Annotated in this window: 16 protein-coding genes; 6 read left to right on the top strand and 10 right to left on the bottom strand. The window is 44.4% G+C overall.

What is annotated here, in order from left to right:
* Positions 1 to 207: 207 nt before the first annotated feature.
* A complete protein-coding gene (locus tag K08M4_RS15735) occupies positions 208 to 1,950 on the top strand; it encodes a sensor domain-containing diguanylate cyclase (protein WP_086050554.1) in 1,743 nt (580 codons plus the stop codon).
* A gap of 147 nt (positions 1,951 to 2,097) precedes the next feature.
* Positions 2,098 to 2,841: a tRNA (adenine(22)-N(1))-methyltransferase gene (locus K08M4_RS15730; RefSeq protein ID WP_086050553.1), complete on the top strand. Its 744-nt coding sequence runs from the start codon at positions 2,098 to 2,100 to the stop codon at positions 2,839 to 2,841.
* A 149-nt stretch (positions 2,842 to 2,990) separates the two neighbouring features.
* On the opposite strand, the gene yihG is transcribed toward K08M4_RS15730, so the two are convergent.
* On the bottom strand, positions 2,991 to 3,935 hold the full coding sequence (gene yihG, locus K08M4_RS15725) for a 1-acylglycerol-3-phosphate O-acyltransferase, YihG family (protein ID WP_086050552.1): 945 nt from the start codon (positions 3,933 to 3,935) through the stop codon (positions 2,991 to 2,993).
* Positions 3,936 to 4,276: 341 nt separating this feature from the next.
* Here yihG and K08M4_RS15720 point away from each other — a divergent pair, with 341 nt between their 5' ends.
* The 3 genes from K08M4_RS15720 to K08M4_RS15710 all read left to right on the top strand — a co-directional run bounded on the left by K08M4_RS15720 (position 4,277) and on the right by K08M4_RS15710 (position 6,691).
* Positions 4,277 to 5,080 carry a ferredoxin--NADP reductase gene (locus tag K08M4_RS15720; RefSeq protein ID WP_086050551.1) on the top strand — a complete coding sequence of 268 codons (804 nt, stop codon included), beginning with the start codon at positions 4,277 to 4,279 and terminating at the stop codon, positions 5,078 to 5,080.
* 62 nt (positions 5,081 to 5,142) lie between these two features.
* Positions 5,143 to 5,475 carry a TehB family protein gene (locus K08M4_RS15715; protein WP_012600152.1) on the top strand — a complete coding sequence of 111 codons (333 nt, stop codon included), beginning with the start codon at positions 5,143 to 5,145 and terminating at the stop codon, positions 5,473 to 5,475.
* A gap of 223 nt (positions 5,476 to 5,698) precedes the next feature.
* Positions 5,699 to 6,691, top strand: coding sequence for a 2-hydroxyacid dehydrogenase (locus K08M4_RS15710; protein WP_086050550.1), 993 nt, complete (start codon positions 5,699 to 5,701; stop codon positions 6,689 to 6,691).
* Between the two features lie 117 nt (positions 6,692 to 6,808).
* Here K08M4_RS15710 and K08M4_RS15705 read toward each other — a convergent pair whose 3' ends face one another.
* From K08M4_RS15705 to K08M4_RS15695, 3 genes are all read right to left on the bottom strand, one after another.
* Entirely contained in the window at positions 6,809 to 7,681 is an 873-nt protein-coding gene (locus tag K08M4_RS15705; RefSeq protein WP_086050549.1) for a patatin-like phospholipase family protein, read from the bottom strand.
* Between the two features lie 226 nt (positions 7,682 to 7,907).
* Positions 7,908 to 9,359: a catalase KatE2 gene (katE2, locus tag K08M4_RS15700; RefSeq protein WP_086050548.1), complete on the bottom strand. Its 1,452-nt coding sequence runs from the start codon at positions 9,357 to 9,359 to the stop codon at positions 7,908 to 7,910.
* Positions 9,360 to 9,560: 201 nt separating this feature from the next.
* Positions 9,561 to 10,730: a glycerate kinase gene (locus K08M4_RS15695; RefSeq protein WP_086050547.1), complete on the bottom strand. Its 1,170-nt coding sequence runs from the start codon at positions 10,728 to 10,730 to the stop codon at positions 9,561 to 9,563.
* A 282-nt stretch (positions 10,731 to 11,012) separates the two neighbouring features.
* On the opposite strand from K08M4_RS15695, the gene K08M4_RS15690 reads away from it, so the two are divergent.
* Positions 11,013 to 11,222: a hypothetical protein gene (locus K08M4_RS15690; protein ID WP_009845895.1), complete on the top strand. Its 210-nt coding sequence runs from the start codon at positions 11,013 to 11,015 to the stop codon at positions 11,220 to 11,222.
* Between the two features lie 162 nt (positions 11,223 to 11,384).
* On the opposite strand, the gene K08M4_RS15685 is transcribed toward K08M4_RS15690, so the two are convergent.
* The 6 genes from K08M4_RS15685 to K08M4_RS15660 form a co-directional block, all read right to left on the bottom strand.
* A complete protein-coding gene (locus tag K08M4_RS15685) occupies positions 11,385 to 12,266 on the bottom strand; it encodes an L-ribulose-5-phosphate 3-epimerase (protein WP_086050546.1) in 882 nt (293 codons plus the stop codon).
* 8 nt (positions 12,267 to 12,274) lie between these two features.
* The gene (locus K08M4_RS15680) at positions 12,275 to 12,922 is read right to left on the bottom strand and encodes a 3-keto-L-gulonate-6-phosphate decarboxylase UlaD (protein WP_017078555.1); all 648 of its coding nucleotides are present in this window, start codon (positions 12,920 to 12,922) and stop codon (positions 12,275 to 12,277) included.
* 4 nt (positions 12,923 to 12,926) lie between these two features.
* Positions 12,927 to 13,748 (bottom strand): pyridoxal phosphatase, encoded by an 822-nt coding sequence (locus tag K08M4_RS15675; protein ID WP_086050545.1) that lies wholly within the window; start codon positions 13,746 to 13,748, stop codon positions 12,927 to 12,929.
* 111 nt (positions 13,749 to 13,859) lie between these two features.
* Complete coding sequence (locus tag K08M4_RS15670; protein ID WP_086051488.1) at positions 13,860 to 14,552, bottom strand: L-ribulose-5-phosphate 4-epimerase; 693 nt, start codon at positions 14,550 to 14,552, stop codon at positions 13,860 to 13,862.
* A 16-nt stretch (positions 14,553 to 14,568) separates the two neighbouring features.
* Complete coding sequence (locus tag K08M4_RS15665; protein ID WP_017092749.1) at positions 14,569 to 15,036, bottom strand: PTS sugar transporter subunit IIA; 468 nt, start codon at positions 15,034 to 15,036, stop codon at positions 14,569 to 14,571.
* Between the two features lie 66 nt (positions 15,037 to 15,102).
* Positions 15,103 to 16,932: a PTS ascorbate-specific subunit IIBC gene (locus K08M4_RS15660; RefSeq protein WP_086050544.1), complete on the bottom strand. Its 1,830-nt coding sequence runs from the start codon at positions 16,930 to 16,932 to the stop codon at positions 15,103 to 15,105.
* Between the last annotated feature and the right edge of the window lie 84 nt (positions 16,933 to 17,016).

Raw genomic sequence — 17,016 nt, 5'->3', positions numbered from 1 at the left:
GCCAGTTATTTTTTGACTGGCTTTTTTATTAGCTGAACGTCACAAACTCAATTTTTTATATGGAACATTTTGCATTGATGTGATTACGAAAACTGTTTAGTATGGCCGTACTATAAAAATGAATCTATAACGTCTTTGGATATCATGGCTTTACCTAAAACATTAATTCGGCTTTTTAAACCATACATTATTTTATTAACTGGAGGGATGCTCTATCTTGCTGCTGCTCAACTTGAAAAAGTAGAAACGACAGCAACCGAACAGTCACTTTCAAATATTCGTATCGCAAGTTCCATCATCAATTCCAACATCGAAGCCACATTCGGCAAGCTCTATTTTTTGGAAACCAGTTTAAGCTTATCGACCTCAGAACCCGTCGGTGATCAAAAATTCAGGGAGCTTAGTGACAATATTCTTAAAAGAACACCTAACTTCTCCGATATTGTTCAATACCAGCCTCAATCCCAACAATATATCTCAACTCGTGGTCTACCTCTTTCTAATGAGCAGATCGATGCCATCCAGTGGAATCCAATTGATAGCGTTGTAGACGGTTTTTACATCTCTTCTACCTATCAAAAACCCGATAGCCGTTGGGTATTCGCGATCAAACACACAACGGAACAGTTGAACAAAGAAATATGGATTGAGTTTGATCTTTTGCATACAACACAAGGCCTGAGAGACTTAAAGACATTAGACCGTGGCTATGTATTTGTGGTTGATAGAGCAACCGAACGACTGGTTTTCCATCCTGATCCGAAACGCATTGGCTCCAAATCCATCAGCTATCATGCCGGCATCAGCCACCAGCTCTCGCAAGGTGAGACCGTCGGTCAACATGAATACTACTATCAAGATAATTTCAAAATAACGGTATTTGATGCTGACAATGGCTTAAACTGGGTATTCGTCTCGGGCACTGATCGTCACGACATACTCACCAGCTCACACCAATTTACGCTAACTGGCGTGGTACTCGGGTCACTGCTTCTATTGTGGATTGGCGCGCACTACCTGGCTCACCGCTTGAACATATCGTTGTCTCAACTGAATAAAGTTGATGATCTCGCCAGCTTTAAACGAGAGTTAAAAGCCATATTCAATAGCTTTACCTATCAAAAAGGCATTCAATTCTGCCTTTATCAAGCAGAGAGCTATTCATTCAGTACCATCGATTATCATGGAAACAAATCAACGGTACATTCTGACAAAGCCCTTGCTGAGCGATTTGCTCCCGAGACCATGGCTTATCGAAACAGTAAATACGCGGATCCATTGGCACGTAAACTCAAAATACTCCAACGCCACTACTGTATCCCTTTGCACTCTCGTAACCAGCTAATCGCGGTGATTTACGTCAATGCGCCCTTGCCGATCAGCCAAAGTATTTTACGTATGATCAAAGATTACACCGAAGTCTCGTTGTCTAACTTACTGCTCCACCATCAATTAAGCAGTAAAGATCTCATGACTCAGTTAGACAACAAAAGTAGTTTTAACATCGCGATCGACAACTACGCATGCGAACCCGATACCTATGTAGCTCTGCTCGATATCGATAACTTTGACCACGTAAATCGAGCTTACGGTGAAGCGATTGGCGACAAGATGATAAAGCTTGCCGCAGAAGCTATGCGTTCTTACTTTCCTAAGCCAAAAGGGCTTTGCCTTGCTCGAGTTGGGGACAAGGAGTTCGCCGTTTTATTCAAAGCGAATGATGCGAAGGATGCCAAGCACCAATTGGAACAATGTCGAGTCAGCATCGCCGAGAAAACCATAGTCACTCCGGATATCACATTGTCACTCAGTATCAGCGTCGGGTTTTCGCAAATAGAAGGTGAAACAAACTCGGCTTTAGCCCTTGCCGAACAAGCAAAGCTTATCGCACTACAACTTGGAAAGAATCGAGTAGAAGGTCACATTAGAGGCGTAGCCAAAGCGTCGTAGACATTAGCTAACACGCTAGTATCACAGCGATTGGTACGATAACAAAAAAGCACCTAGGATTAATCCCCTAGGTGCTTTTGTTTTTATGGAAAGTCATTACAATGCGCGTTCGATACAACAATACCCTTTTTTAACGACACGAGCCTTATGAAGCTAAGTAACCGACTGCAAACTCTCCACTCCCTTGTCAGCAATGGCTACCAACATATTTGGGACTGTTGTTGTGATCACGGCTTTTTGGGTGTTCAACTATTATCTGACCACAAAGCACCGCAGATTCATTTTGTCGATATTGTCCCTTCTCTGATGAATGAACTGGAAAGCAAGCTAACGCGTTACTTTCCCCAAGATAATTCGGACCAACAAGCGATTACCAGCCAATGGCAAGTCTACTGCTTGGATGTCGCAGCGATTCCATTGGAAAAGCACACTGGCAGACATCTAGTCATTATTGCGGGGGTGGGAGGCGATCTAACACAAAAGCTCGTCGACGATATTCATTGCAAGCATCCAGACAAAGCGATCGATTTTTTGCTTTGCCCTGTTCATCAGCAGTTCGAGCTAAGAAATCATTTAAAGGCGCTCAATTTCAGCCTAATTGATGAAGTGTTAATTGAAGAAAACCGTCGTTACTACGAGATTTTATTGGTCAGCAATAACCAAGGTGAAAGCGACAAAAATCTAGATGAAAACGGCAATAACCGAACGGTAACTGAGATATCAAGCGTCGGCGACAAGATCTGGACTCCGAACTGTGAACAACAGAAGCAAGTATCACAGCAATACAAAGCCAAAACATTGCAGCACTACTTGCGCATCCATCAAGGACAAGAGAAGCAAGGAAAAACCAGTGAAGTTAAGCACATCATTGAGGCTTACCAAGCTATTTAACTTCCTCACTCTTTGACCATCCTTGTTTTAGCGCTTTAAAACATAGTGAGCACTGACTGCACTGTTTGAGTAGACAAAGCCCAATCAATAAAAAAGCCGACAGTTCAATGAACTATCGGCTTTTTTGATGCTATCGATTTGGTATGAGCTTATTGTTCTTGTTTCTTATAAGCGACATCAGGTTCATCAATCATTTCAACCTCAGAGGGCGTATCAACCCCATAAACCGTATCTAGATAGTCGTCTTTCTCTTTCCACGTATTATTCAACCAACTGTGGAAACGACGTTTAAACGCTTTATCTTCAAAATAATTACCGTTCACGTTCTCATCCATTGGGTGCAGTTTAATACGCACCACCACCTTGGTCATTTTACCCTTCAGCATGTCTTCAAATGGAGAAGCCTGATTTTCTGGATAAGCCAGAGTAACATCTACAATACCATCCAAAATTGGGCCCATAGCAGACAGAGCGAACGCCACACCGCCGGTTTTTGGCTTGAGTAGATGTCGATAAGGTGTTTTCGTTGTCGTCAGTTTCTCGTGGTTTGCACGAGTCCCTTCCACAAAATTCACCAAGGTTGTCGGTGCCCATTTGAACTTAGTGCATGCCTTATTAATTGCATCGAAATCATCATTGCGACGCTCAGGGTTACGAATCAAAAACTCACGTGAGTGACGTCTCATGAAAGGCATATCCAAGCCCCAACAAGCCAAACCAACAAAAGGGACGTACAGCAATTCATGCTTAAGGAAGAACTTGGTCATTGGCATCTTGTCTTTCAAGATCGAAGACAAGATCACGATATCCGCCCAACTGAGGTGATTCGACATCATCAAATACCATTGCTTGGTCGAGATGTCTTCCCCGCCCTCAACTTGCCACTCGATATCGTTATTCACATTCAACATCCAAAGATTGAGCGAAGCCCAACACCAAAATGTGAAATTCGCTAAACGAGTACATGACTTTTGAACAATAGAGATTGGAAGAATCAGTTTGATGAGGCCAAAGAAGCTCACGGTAAACGCAGTCATTGCGGTATTGATAGTCACGAACAATACGTTCAAGGCCATACGAAGATTATCAAGCATAAAACACGGCTATATTGAGATCGAAAGCCGCCATTATACTCATCTATAAAATATTCTCTTTAGTTATTGGTGAATACATTAAGGGTCAAACCACGGAACTAATTTTGGTCTGTGCCCATAGGGCAACTCATCGTTCTTAATCACAAGGAATCACATCAAAAAACAACAAAGATGTCATTTAGACACAGCAGTACAAAGTCTATTTGACATCATTCAAGTTGATTTTTACCGAATAACCAGTATTGATAAGCATTCTCACTAATGGCATGGTACATGCAACTCCAAAGTGTAAATAGTTGAGTATCCTTAATGAGATAACTTCTCTAAGTAAAGGTGATGATATGACAGATATTCCTCATGGTTTGGTAACTGGCAAAGTCTTACATAAAACACAATGGACAGATCAGCTGTTCTCACTGCAAGTCAGTGCGCCAATCTCGCCCTATCAAGCGGGACAGTTCACGAAACTTGGTTTACTTAACAACGAGGAGGAGCTTGTCAGACGTGCTTATTCCATGGTGAATGCGCCAGAGCACGAACAAGGTCATCAACATCTGGAATTTTTGATTATTAAGGATCAGAACGGGCAGCTTTCACCTCAACTTCATGAGTTGAAGATAGGCGATGACATATTTGTAGGCAAAGACCCAAGCGGCTTTATGACGCTAAATGAGATTCCAGAGATCGCCGAGGATCTGTGGATGCTTTCAACCGGAACCGCCGTTGGGCCTTTTATCTCAATGCTCGAAAGCATGCAGATACAACAGCAAAACGGCTCTGAATCTGAAAAAATCACCTCGTTCAAAAACCTTGTACTGGTTCATGCCGTAAGAACAGAGCAAGACCTCACGTATCAAGATCGAATCAATCAACTCGTTGAACACTTTCAGGGGAAACTACAATATGTGCCAATTATTTCTAGAGAATCAGTCACCGGAACTTTGCGCGGACGAATCCCAAGCTTGTTACTTGGAGGCGACCTTGAGCAAACCACGTCTGTCACTTTCAATCAAACCCGCAGTTTTTTCTACCTTTGTGGCAATCCGCAAATGGTTCGCGACACAAGTGAAGCTCTAACCAACTTAGGTTTCGAGAAGCACTTACGCCGAAAGCCCGGCCAATTCAGCAGTGAAAACTACTGGTAATCACGGTCACCAATTCAATCAAAGCTAAAGCTTGTATTCAAAATACAGACAAGAGGTTTTATATGAGTCATTTACGTATTCCGTCACACTGGAAAATTCAACGTTCAACGCCATTTTTCACCAAAGACAACATACCGGCTGCATTGCTTAATCACCACAACACCGCAGAAGGTGTATTCGGGCAGATCTGCGTAATGAAAGGCACCGTCACCTTCTATGGTTTTGCCGATGCCGACGCGACAGAACCAGAAAGTGTTATCACGATCCAAGCAGGGCAATTTGCCACAAGTCCACCTCAATATTGGCATCGAGTAGAGCTGAGCGACGACGCACAATTCAACATTAACTTCTGGTCTGAGAAAGAGACTAAGAAGATGTTCAACACCCGAAAGTAAGATCCATTCAATATTGATGAACTTATAAGCAAGCTGCCTCGTACTGTGATTTTTAATGTTCAATAAGTGAAGACAACAGACCAAATAACCATAGTAATTACAATGACTAATGGTGATAGACAAGAGAAAAAAACTCTAGCACACTGAACAGAGTTATTAGTTTTAATCCCGTTTCAAAGAATGAATCAGTGGGTTATTTATATTTTAGGTAAGAGAGGAAGCCATGCTCAACATTGCTTTTTTTAGCTCAAAATCATACGACGAAAAATCATTTGAACTGGCAAAAGGCGAACTCAACGCCGAGTTCCATTTTCACGATTTTCGACTCACTACAACAACAGCAAAAATGGCGCACGGCAACGAAGTGGTTTGTGCGTTTGTAAACGATGACCTATCGCGAGACGTGTTAGAGATTCTTGCTAAAGGCGGCACCAAGCTGATCGCGATGCGCTGTGCGGGCTTTGATAAAGTCGATTTAGGTGCAGCCAAAGAGTTTGGTCTGCAAGTGGTTCGCGTTCCTGCTTATTCACCAGAATCGGTAGCAGAACACACCGTCGGCATGATGATGTGTTTGAATCGTAAACTACACAAGGCATACCAACGTACTCGTGACGCGAACTTCTCTCTTGAGGGTTTGGTTGGCTTCAACTTCCACGGTAAAACCGTTGGTGTGATCGGTTCAGGTAAAATAGGTCTAGCGACCATGCGTATCCTGAAAGGCTTGGGCATGAACATCTTGTGCTACGACCCCTACCCGAACCCATTGGCAAAAGAACTGGGTGCTAAATACGTAGAACTCGACGAGCTTTACCAAGAATCTGACGTAATTTCTTTGCACTGCCCTATGAGCAAAGAGAACTACCACCTGTTGGATGCAACGGCATTCGGCAAAATGAAAGATGGCGTGATGATCGTCAACACCAGTCGTGGTGAACTGCTTGATTCGACAGCCGCAATTGAAGCGCTGAAACAGAGCAAAATCGGCGCGCTTGGCCTTGATGTTTACGACAACGAGAAAGAGCTGTTCTTCCAAGACAAATCTAATGATGTGATTGTGGATGACGTATTCCGTCGCCTATCTGCTTGTCACAACGTATTGTTCACAGGTCACCAAGCCTTCTTGACTAAAGATGCTCTGTTCAACATTGCCAATACAACGCTCACCAGCGTTGATGCCTTTTTCACAGGCAACACCAGCGGCAACGAACTGGTTTAACAACAACTTGAGTTAATAGCAGACCGAGTTAGTAATAAACTCAATCTAAAATATCAAGCTACGCTAGTCCTGAGTGAACAGCGTGGCTTCTCGTTTATCCCGCATTCAAAAACAGTTCTAAACGCAGAAATGACAATCTTCGGTATCTAAGCCATAGACACCTTTTCTAATAGCAAGATGCTCTTCCCCTGCTTTCACACCCATCTCATAACCTGCATTCAAGACCGTTTGATCCATAGTTAAACGCTTCACCGCGAACGCTTCTGGCGGCGCTATCACTTTAATGGTCGCATCTTTTGGTGGATTACGAATGAACTCCAAAGACTGGTTATAGTTTTCGGCACGCACCGCCATCGACTCTGCAATATTCGGGAATTTCTTTAACAGTTTTTTCAGCATCCACTGATACTTCTGCGGTTTCATTCGGTAGCTAAGTGGGTGAGACAGAATCACGGTAATGTCGCGTGCACCACGTCGGTATGCTTCACGAACTGGAATCGAATCAGCCACACCACCATCGGTATAGCAACCACCCGAGAAACATGGTGTCTCACGGTAAGCGATAGGTAGCGCGGTTGTCGCTTCAACCACGTTAGATAGGTTTTCAGGCTTGATATGATAGTAATCCGCACTGCCAGTATCGACGTTCGTTACAGCAGCAATTAAGGGAACACTTGAGAACAGCTCACCGCAATCGAGTGGATAGCGTTGATTAGATTCATCCCACAACCACTTAACGTCGACCAAATTACCACCTTTGGCAAAGCGAGCAGGGTTAAAGAACGTCTTATCCGTTGCCATGGTAGTAATCACGCTATAGCTGCGTTTTGGTGCTTGAGACAGGTAACCAACAAGGTTCGACACACCCGCAGATACACCAATGGCAAAATCATAAGGACGGAAATCGTCTTGCATGAAGGCGTCCAATACTCCGGCTGCGAAGATGCCTCTCATTGCTCCACCTTCAACGATTAATGCGCTCTTACTCATCTCAAACTCTATTACTTTATAAACTGATAGCCGTAGGATAATCCCGACTGATTAATAAAGATAATGGGCTGAATTTATTAATTTGATAGGCAAAAACTATCATTAGGCAATAACCTAAGATTCAATAGCTTAATTACTTATTTATTTGTTTATTTAGAACAGGGATCAAAAAGGCCATCGAGTGATTCAATCAACGGCCTTTCGATTAACTAATCAAGATGATTGATTACGACTTAAATTCGCTTACATCGATTTCAAGCAGTTTACCAATGCCTTCACCGTAAGCTGGATCGGCTTTGTAACAGTGTCTTAGGTGGCGCAGTTGAATTTCTTTAGGTACGCCGCCTAGGTTACGAGCAGTATTATCAAACAGAATCGCTTGTTTTTCTGGTGTCATCAGACGGAACAAGTCACCCGGTTGCGAGAAGTAATCTTCATCTTCACGGTGATCCCAGTGTGCAGCGGCACCCTCAAGATTCAATGCTGGATCTGCAAAATCGGGTTGCTCTGCCCACTGACCTTCATTGTTTGGTTCATAACCGAGTGTGCTACCAAAGTTACCGTCAACACGCATTGCACCATCACGGTGATAGCTGTGCACAGGGCAACGAGGCGCGTTCACTGGGATGTGCTGATGGTTGACACCTAAACGGTAACGTTGTGCATCACCGTAAGCAAACAGACGGCCTTGTAGCATCTTGTCTGGGGAAAAGCTGATACCCGGAACCACGTTCGCCGGGTTAAATGCCGACTGCTCTACTTCAGCGAAGAAGTTTTGCGGGTTACGGTTCAATTCAAACTCACCCACTTCAATTAATGGGTAATCAGCGTGAGGCCAGATCTTAGTCAAATCGAACGGGTTGTATGGCACTTTCACTGCATCCGCTTCTGGCATCACTTGTACTTTCAATGTCCATTTAGGGAAGTCTTGGTTATCGATGCTGTCTAGCAAATCACGTTGGTGGCTTTCGCGATCGTCACCGATCACTTGTGCCGCTTCTGCATCAGAAAGGTTCTTAATACCTTGCTGAGATTTGAAGTGGAATTTAACCCAGAAACGCTCGTTGTCTGCGTTAATAAAGCTGAACGTGTGGCTACCAAAGCCGTGCATGTGACGGTAAGTCGCGGGAATACCACGATCACTCATTACGATAGTGATTTGGTGAAGCGCTTCCGGCAAAGAAGTCCAAAAATCCCAGTTATTTTTCGCGCTACGCATGTTGGTGCGAGGGTCACGTTTAACCGCGTGGTTTAGGTCTGGGAACTTAAGAGGATCACGAAGGAAGAATACCGGCGTGTTGTTACCCACCATATCCCAGTTGCCTTCTTCAGTATAAAACTTCAATGCAAAGCCGCGGATATCACGTTCTGCATCAGCCGCGCCACGCTCGCCCGCTACTGTCGTAAAACGTGCAAACAGGTCGGTCTGTTTACCCACTTCAGAGAACAGCTTTGCCTTGGTGTATTTTGTGATGTCGTGCGTCACAGTAAATGTGCCGTAAGCGCCTGAGCCTTTCGCGTGCATACGACGCTCTGGAATGACTTCACGGTCAAAATGCGCCATTTTCTCTAAGAACCAAACATCTTGAAGCAGTTGAGGGCCACGTTTGCCCGCAGTTTGAACATTCTGGTTATGAGCGACAGGACAACCCGCAGCTGTAGTTAGTTTTTTACTCATGATCTATTCCTTAAGGTCCAAAGGTACAGCAATAGTGAGTGCACCTTGATATTTATACGGACTTCCTTTAAAAAGCCCTAAAAACACTATGGATATAGAATAGACCTCTAAGAGTATAAAATATAATCGTTTCTATTTATCGTTGCTATCTATAAAACCTATCAAACTATGATGTTAAGTAACCCATTGTCAAAACACACTTTATTTCAAAATCGCATGACCTACTTTCAGAGTCGCAGCGATATTTCTCGCCGTTCTGGTAAGGTTTAATTCGGCTTCTAGCAGAACCTGGTCAAGTGACTGAGGAGAGCGAACCGTACCAAACAAGCTGTTCATTTCACCATAAAGCGCTTCTACTTCTGTTCCCAGCGAGCCAGCAATGCCTATGGTCGGAATGCCTTGTAAGCTCGCTCGTTTAGCAATGCCATAAGGCGTTTTCCCTTGCAGAGTTTGGTTATCCATTTGCCCTTCACCAGTAATCACCAAATCTGCACCTTTCAGCACATCATCGGCTTTAAGAATATCAAGTACCATCTCGATACCGGGTTTAATCTGCATATTGAATAGCAAACCGAGCCCCATTGGCGTACCACCAGCCGCGCCATAACCCACACGCTTGTAAACAGGATCATCGCCACCGATACAACCTTGTGTTTCTGCGACTTGAGCAAAATTCGCTAGCGCCTTATCGAGCAGTAATACTTGATCCGCAGTCGCCCCTTTTTGTGGGCCGAATATATGGCTGGCACCGTTATCACCACACAATGGATTATCAACATCGCATGCCACAATCAATTCGACATCTTCGCAGCGAGAATCTAAGCTGGTAAGATCTATTGATGTGAGTTCTGCAAGTGCTGCACCACCTCTGCCAAGATCTTGCCCTTTACTACCTAACAAGCGCCCACCTAGAGCTTGAACAATACCCGCGCCGCCATCATTGGTCGCACTGCCACCCAATCCAAGAATGATGGTTTGAGCGCCCTGCTCTATCGCTTCTAATATCAGCTGTCCTGTACCAAAAGACGAAGCAATCAAAGGGTCGCGCTGTTCTGGCGCCAGCAAGTCCAAACCCGATGCTGCGGCTATTTCAATCAAAGCCGTTTTATTCTGGTTATGCTCCGATGGTTCAAGCATCGCCCATTCAGCACCAACCAACTCACCCAATGGCCCTTCAACTTGATGGGTTCGCTTTTGTCCGGCTAAACCTTGTAGCAATACATCTACCGTACCTTCGCCACCATCGGCCAGAGGTAAAGTCACATAGTCAGCGTCAGGGAAGATTTCACGAAAACCCTTTTCAATACACGCCGCCACCGATACCGCCGATAAAGATTCTTTAAACGAGTCTGGTGCAATAACAATTTTCATACTGAGAGATCCAAAAGAATATTAGGTTTGATGAGTGCCTGCTCCAAAAATGCCCCTATTGAAGATCAGCAAGCTAATCACTTAATAGAGGCAGTATATAAAGGAATTAGTAGACACATCACGTTGCAGAGATTGAACCACCCAGTTTGTGAGAGAGATCGACTACTTACATATTGGAATCATAGTTTGAGAACATCGACCGAAACTTTAGACTTGGTAGAGTAGAGTTAAATAAATCGATAATGATATAGTCCACGAAAATCAAATACCTTGGACACGACCATGCATTCTAGCGACATCATCAAATTGGCAAATTTAGGCGTTAATATCGAAATTTCAAAAGACTCTTCATTGCATCCTTCTGATGCGTTGGAAGTGGTAAAGATTGTTGCTGAAATCGGTAGCCAAATCGTCATCAAGAAGAAGTACCATACGGACTACCTGATTCAGATGGCTGAAGTGGGCCGTGATCATGTGACGATCGCTGTTTAAGAACCGCCACTATTTCGACATTGACATAACCTCAGCTTCAACAGTTTAGAGCGACATGTTGATATAAAAATGCAGCATATTGGGGGCAATATGCTGCATTTTCTCTTTTCGTTAGGAGCATCGAGAACGCAAAGAGAAACTGGTTAATAATTCTAAGTAGAGTTAGTGGTCAAACAATCTCGGAACACCCGTTTGCACACAAACCTCATTCAAACGCTTTTGTGCCGTGAGGATATTCTCTTTCCAATACTCATCTTGGGCCCACATCTCAATCACAAGTGGCACAACACATTCTGTCTCTCTCAACGTTTCAAAAATTGCATTGAAATCAACTTCACCATCACCAATCACGAGATCTCGGAACTGCCCTTTGTATTCGTCAGTCACTTTATACGTGTCTTTGAGGTGGATCTGAGTGATATGAGGTTTACTCAACTTCAGTTCTGTTACTATGTCGTAATTCCAACCAGAGATATTGCCCACGTCCGGATACGCGGTGAAATACGGTGAATTTACTTCGCGACTCAATACTTCAAATTTACTCAAAGAATTCAGGTAGTCCGTATCCATGATCTCAACAGCAAGCATCACGCCGGCTCTTTCTGCCAACTGCGCTGAAAGCTTCATCCCTTCAATAAACCTTTGATGCGTTACTTTATCCGCAGGCTCATAGTAAACGTCGTATCCCGCTAGTTGGATGGTACGAATACCCAGCTTATAGGCCAGTGAGATCGCTTTCTCCATATGGATGATAGCTTGCTCACGAATCGCCGGATCAGCAGATCCAAATGGGAACTTACGATGCGCGCTTAAACACATGGATTGCAGCGGTACGCCGTGCTTTTCACAAAGACGACGTAAGGCATAAACTTCTTCGTCATTCCAATCTAGTCGGCTGCGACGCTCGTCTGATTCGTCTACCGATATCTCAAGAAAATCAAAGCCGAGTTCTTTGGTTTGCTTAAGTTTATCTTCCCAGCTGAGTTCGTTAGGTAGAGCCTTCTCATAAAGCCCTACACGATGGCGTAACAGGTTTTGATACATAACGCCTCCTAGTTCCAGTAACGGTCGATCTGAGCTTTTAGCGCTTCTGCTGTCTCTTTACCTTTGTCACCCGCAAGTGCGCGGCCTGCGATAAAGGTTTTCGCTTTAATACCTTCAAATAGGTATAGGTCTTCAGGCACGATGCCACCTGTGATGGAAAGCTCGATGCCCATTTCAGACAAGGCGCGCATCTTCACTAGATCTTCTTCTGTCCAGCCCACACCAGCTAATTCAGCGTCACGAGAACGGTGATAGATAGCTTGAGAGATACCTAGGTCGACCCAAGATTGAGCATCGTCCATTGTCCAGTTACCATAAATTTCGATTTGGATTTCACCGTTAAATTCATCGGCGACTTTCTTACATGCACCAATAGTCGCAATGTGTGCGGCTGCAGAAACGGTAATCCAGTCGGAGCCTGCTTCAAATGCCATACGCGCTAGAATAGCACCGCCATCGGTGGTTTTCATATCGCATACAAGGATATGGTCTGGGTGGTTTTTACGAAGCGTAGAAACCGCCGTCATGCCTTCGGCGAAAGCCAAAATAGTGCCCACTTCAATCACATCAACAAAGCTTTCAACGTTGTTTGCCACTTCAATTGCTGCAGGAAGGTTTGTTTGGTCTAGGGCGATCTGAATCATTGGTTTAGTCATGTTGTTATCCTTTAATTTGTTCACGTATTAGACGGGCTAAGCCATCATGGTTGTTATCTGTTGAGCACACGCATTGAACGTGTGACTTGACGATGTCATCAGCATTGAGCATCGCTACGCCTAATCCGGCGTACTTGAGCATGGATATATCGTTATGGTTATCACCGACGGCAATGACGTCATCGGCGTGATAACCGAGTTCTGCGATGTATTCAGCAAGGCGTAGGCCCTTACTGTTACCTTTTGCAGCAAAGTCGATTCGGTTTGACCAAGAACGCTCACCGTTGAAGTTCTCTTCTATCCATGGGTGTTGCATTAATCGGTCTACTGAGTCTTGGCTACCTTCCACCACAAACTTCCAAACGTGTTCGGCTTGCTGAGCCGTTTCAATGAATGATTCCACTTGGTAAATTTGAGGGCGATGCTGCTCTGGTGCCGTTTCTGCCCAACTTTCCAATGCCAACATGTAGGCAAATGGGTTGTAGTGTGAGTACGTCATGGCATGCGTGATGTACATGACCATTTTGAGCTGAAACTCGTCTGCCATATCGATGAAGGTCAGCGCTTTGTCTTTATCTATGGAATTTTGAGTCAGTACCGTTTCAGTCTGATAGTCATAAACATAAGTGCCGTTACAGCAGATGATTGGCGTATCTAACCCCAATTCGTAGTAATAAGGTCTTGCTGCTGTGTGGTGTCGACCAGTCACAATCACGACATGACAACTTTGTTTGGCTTCTTGGATCGCCTTTTTCACGTCTGGATGAATCGTGTGATCATCCTTTAATACGGTTCCATCGAGATCTAACGCCAGCACTTTATACATAGAGTCCTCTCACTTATTTCCTGAAATCGGGCCTAATCAATATTGAAACTACTTAGAATCGAAGCTCGCTAAACGGCTTACTTAGGCGGCTTACTGAAACCAAAAGCCTATTTACTGTTGGCCGTAATAAGCATTTTCACCGTGCTTACGTAAGTAGTGTTTGTCTGATAGCTCTGGCTGAATTTTGATGCCGCTGTTCAAGCTGCGCGTTGCCAACGCCATTGCAGAAACTTCCTCTAAGACCACGGCATTATGAACGGCGTCGTTAGCATCTTTACCCCAAGAGAAAGGCGCATGTCCTGCAACAATCACACTTGGAACTGCCATTGGATCAATTCGACGTTGCTTGAACTCTTCAATGATCACCAAGCCGGTATTTTTCTCGTACTCTTCAGCAATTTCAGAGTGAGACAATCGACGTGTACATGGGATGTCACCGTAGAAATAGTCAGCATGAGTGGTGCCCAATGCTGGAATATCGATACCCGCTTGCGCCCAAATTGTGGCACTGCGTGAATGTGTGTGAACAATGCCACTGACCTCAGGGAAAGCTTTGTAAAGCTCTAAGTGAGTTGCGGTATCACTTGAAGGATTAAGTTTCCCTTCAACAATGTTGCCTTCTAGATCGACGACCACCATGTCTTCAGCTGTCATGTCACAGTATTCGACACCGGACGGCTTAATCGCTATCACGCCATTAGTACGGTCAAATTCAGAGACATTGCCCCAAGTAAATGTCACTAAGCCGTATTTAGGAAGTTGCAAATTCGCTTCTAAGACACGTTGTTTCAGTTGGCTATATATAGACATAGTTGTCTCCTTACGCTGCTTCCGCTTGCAGTAACGCAGCATCAATTAAACGCGCCACTTCTTCTGGGCTTTTGCATGCGCGAAGTTTTGAGAAGTCTTCATCGAACTCAATCAAGTTCGCCACTTGCATCGTGCCTTCGATGTGTTCTTCTGAATCTTTACCCGCTAGCGTGATCAGTACATCAACAGGCTCATCAACACCTTCAAAAGTAATCGGTGTTTCTAGCACGGTTAACGCGAACCCGGTGCGAATCACACCATCTTCAGGGCGGCAATGAGGCAGAGCGAACGCATCGTGAATACAGATATAAGGGCCTTCTTCACCAATCGCTTTGGTAATTGCGTCGTAGTAACGCTCTTCAGCAACACCGGCTTTAACCAATGCGTCAGTACCCAACTTGATCGCCGCTTTCCAGTCAGTGGCTTTTGCGTTCAGTAGGATAGAGTTATTCTTGATAAGAGATTCTTTTAAGTTCATGTTATTGCTCACTTATATAATTGTTTTTATTGGCTCAGCAGTGCGATACCACTGAGCCGTTTTTAATTATTTATGAAAGTTGTTCTCGATGATGGAAACAAGCTCGTCGCCGAAAGTTTTCACCATAATCATGTTCTTAACCGCTAACTGTTGCTTACCTTCAGGCAGACCCGTGATCTTCGCTGCCAGAGCAACCGAAGTAACGATGATGTCGAATGAACCAAGGTGCGATTTGTAATCAGTGATGGCACTGTTGAATGTCGTGCTTGGGATGCCTTTCTTGTCCAAGTACTCTTTGATTTTCTTAGAGCACATCATTGAAGAACCTTGCCCTGAACCACAGCACACTAAGACACGGACTGGTTTCTGGTCAACTGCTGGCAACACTCGATTTCCTGATGTTGTAGAAGCTGAAGGAGCTTGAGCAGTTGCTGTTGCTGTTGATTGTTGTGGTACTGCGACTTCAACCTCAATGCCCTCAGGTGTTACTGCGGTCATTGTTTCAGCGGCAGCTTCTGCGTCTTCTTCAGCTCGTAGTTGTTTAGAAGCGAAGTACATGTAGACACCAGCTAAAGCCAAAATCCCGAAGAAGAACATGTTAGAGCTCGAAATACCTTGCATGATAGGTGGGAAGACGAGAGCCCAGTCAGCCATACCCATCCAGCCATTAAACTCTGCTCCCGATTGAGCAAAGATATGAATTGCCCAAGCAGAACCAACCACCTCGATGATGCCCATCACGAAACAGATCTTCATTACCGCTTTCCAACCACCGAAGTGGTTCGCAAACACACCAATCGTCGCGTTCGAGAAGAACATTGGGATAAAGCCAGGAATGATCATGATAGGAGAATCAAAGGCTAACATTGCAAGAACGGCTGTGAATTGACCAACAGCGCCCCACATGAAACCGAACACCATTGCATTTGGAGAGTATGCGTAGATAGCCGCACAATCGATTGCTAACACAGCGTTAGGAATAAGGCGTTGAGAAATACCATTAAATGCCTCAGACAATTCCGCTACGAACATACGGACGCCGGTGACGATAACTTGAATAGCCACTGCGAATTTCAACCCAGTTTCGAAAATATAGATAAACCAGTGTGTTTTTCCTGCCATGTCTTGAAGGTTATCAAGACCAAATGAAAGAAGAATAATGCCGAAGAAAGCAGTCATGACTAGCGTTGTCGCTGCGATACTGTCGTGGAAAATGTGTAACCATTTAGGCAGTTTGATGTGGTCAACGCTGTCATTTTTGTCGCCAAGCTTAGGAGCAACCTTTGTCGCTACCCATGACGCAAACTGTTGTTGGTGACCAATAGAGAAACCCGCCCCGCCAGTAACCTCTTGGGTAGGCTTGAACATGATGTTAGACGAGATACCCCAGTACAACGCCATCAATATTGCTGAATAGATGATGGTTTCCCACATACCTGCACCAAGCACGAAGTAGAAAACAGCAATGAGGCCAGCTTGTTGGAACATGATATGTCCCGTAAGCATGATGGTTCTGATGCCCGTGATGCGGCGGAAGGCAACAAGAAGAATATTGAGACCAAGTGCCAGTAATACGGCATATCCAACCCAAGAATAATTGTCTCCCATGGTCTCCATGGTAGACATCATGGTTGTGTACGGATCTATCACTGACCCCGTCAATCCATGAATCTCACTCATTTTCAGAATCACTGGTTTGAAACCCGCTACCAATGTTCCTGCACCTACCTGCACTATCATGAAACCAACGATGGTTTTGATAGAGCCGGAGATAATAGTTGTTGCGTCACGCTTGAGTAGAATGTAACCCAGACAAGTAACAAGACCGAGTAGCAAAGGTGCTTTGGTCATTACCTGACTGTAAAAAATATAGAAAATATCGTATAAGAATTCCATATCTTTACCCCTGATTAATTTTAATTTTAATGGTATGTAGGATGTGATGATGTCTATTTTTGCTCACGAATTAGACTTTACCAA

This window comes from Vibrio syngnathi (assembly GCF_002119525.1).
GTDB classification, from domain to species: domain Bacteria; phylum Pseudomonadota; class Gammaproteobacteria; order Enterobacterales; family Vibrionaceae; genus Vibrio; species Vibrio syngnathi.
Note: the sequence above shows the minus strand (reverse complement) of the source record. Positions and strands in the feature narration are given on the sequence as shown.

Excerpts from the sequence above, each read along its gene's own strand:
- K08M4_RS15735 (WP_086050554.1), top strand. The coding sequence starts at position 208 with ATGCTCTATCTTGCTGCTGCTCAACTTGAAAAAGTAGAAACGACAGCA.
- K08M4_RS15730 (WP_086050553.1), top strand. The coding sequence starts at position 2,098 with ATGAAGCTAAGTAACCGACTGCAAACTCTCCACTCCCTTGTCAGCAAT.
- yihG (WP_086050552.1), bottom strand. The coding sequence starts at position 3,935 with ATGCTTGATAATCTTCGTATGGCCTTGAACGTATTGTTCGTGACTATC.
- K08M4_RS15720 (WP_086050551.1), top strand. The coding sequence starts at position 4,277 with ATGACAGATATTCCTCATGGTTTGGTAACTGGCAAAGTCTTACATAAA.
- K08M4_RS15715 (WP_012600152.1), top strand. The coding sequence starts at position 5,143 with ATGAGTCATTTACGTATTCCGTCACACTGGAAAATTCAACGTTCAACG.
- K08M4_RS15710 (WP_086050550.1), top strand. The coding sequence starts at position 5,699 with ATGCTCAACATTGCTTTTTTTAGCTCAAAATCATACGACGAAAAATCA.
- K08M4_RS15705 (WP_086050549.1), bottom strand. The coding sequence starts at position 7,681 with ATGAGTAAGAGCGCATTAATCGTTGAAGGTGGAGCAATGAGAGGCATC.
- katE2 (WP_086050548.1), bottom strand. The coding sequence starts at position 9,359 with ATGAGTAAAAAACTAACTACAGCTGCGGGTTGTCCTGTCGCTCATAAC.
- K08M4_RS15695 (WP_086050547.1), bottom strand. The coding sequence starts at position 10,730 with ATGAAAATTGTTATTGCACCAGACTCGTTTAAAGAATCTTTATCGGCG.
- K08M4_RS15690 (WP_009845895.1), top strand. The coding sequence starts at position 11,013 with ATGCATTCTAGCGACATCATCAAATTGGCAAATTTAGGCGTTAATATC.
- K08M4_RS15685 (WP_086050546.1), bottom strand. The coding sequence starts at position 12,266 with ATGTATCAAAACCTGTTACGCCATCGTGTAGGGCTTTATGAGAAGGCT.
- K08M4_RS15680 (WP_017078555.1), bottom strand. The coding sequence starts at position 12,922 with ATGACTAAACCAATGATTCAGATCGCCCTAGACCAAACAAACCTTCCT.
- K08M4_RS15675 (WP_086050545.1), bottom strand. The coding sequence starts at position 13,748 with ATGTATAAAGTGCTGGCGTTAGATCTCGATGGAACCGTATTAAAGGAT.
- K08M4_RS15665 (WP_017092749.1), bottom strand. The coding sequence starts at position 15,036 with ATGAACTTAAAAGAATCTCTTATCAAGAATAACTCTATCCTACTGAAC.
- K08M4_RS15660 (WP_086050544.1), bottom strand. The coding sequence starts at position 16,932 with ATGGAATTCTTATACGATATTTTCTATATTTTTTACAGTCAGGTAATG.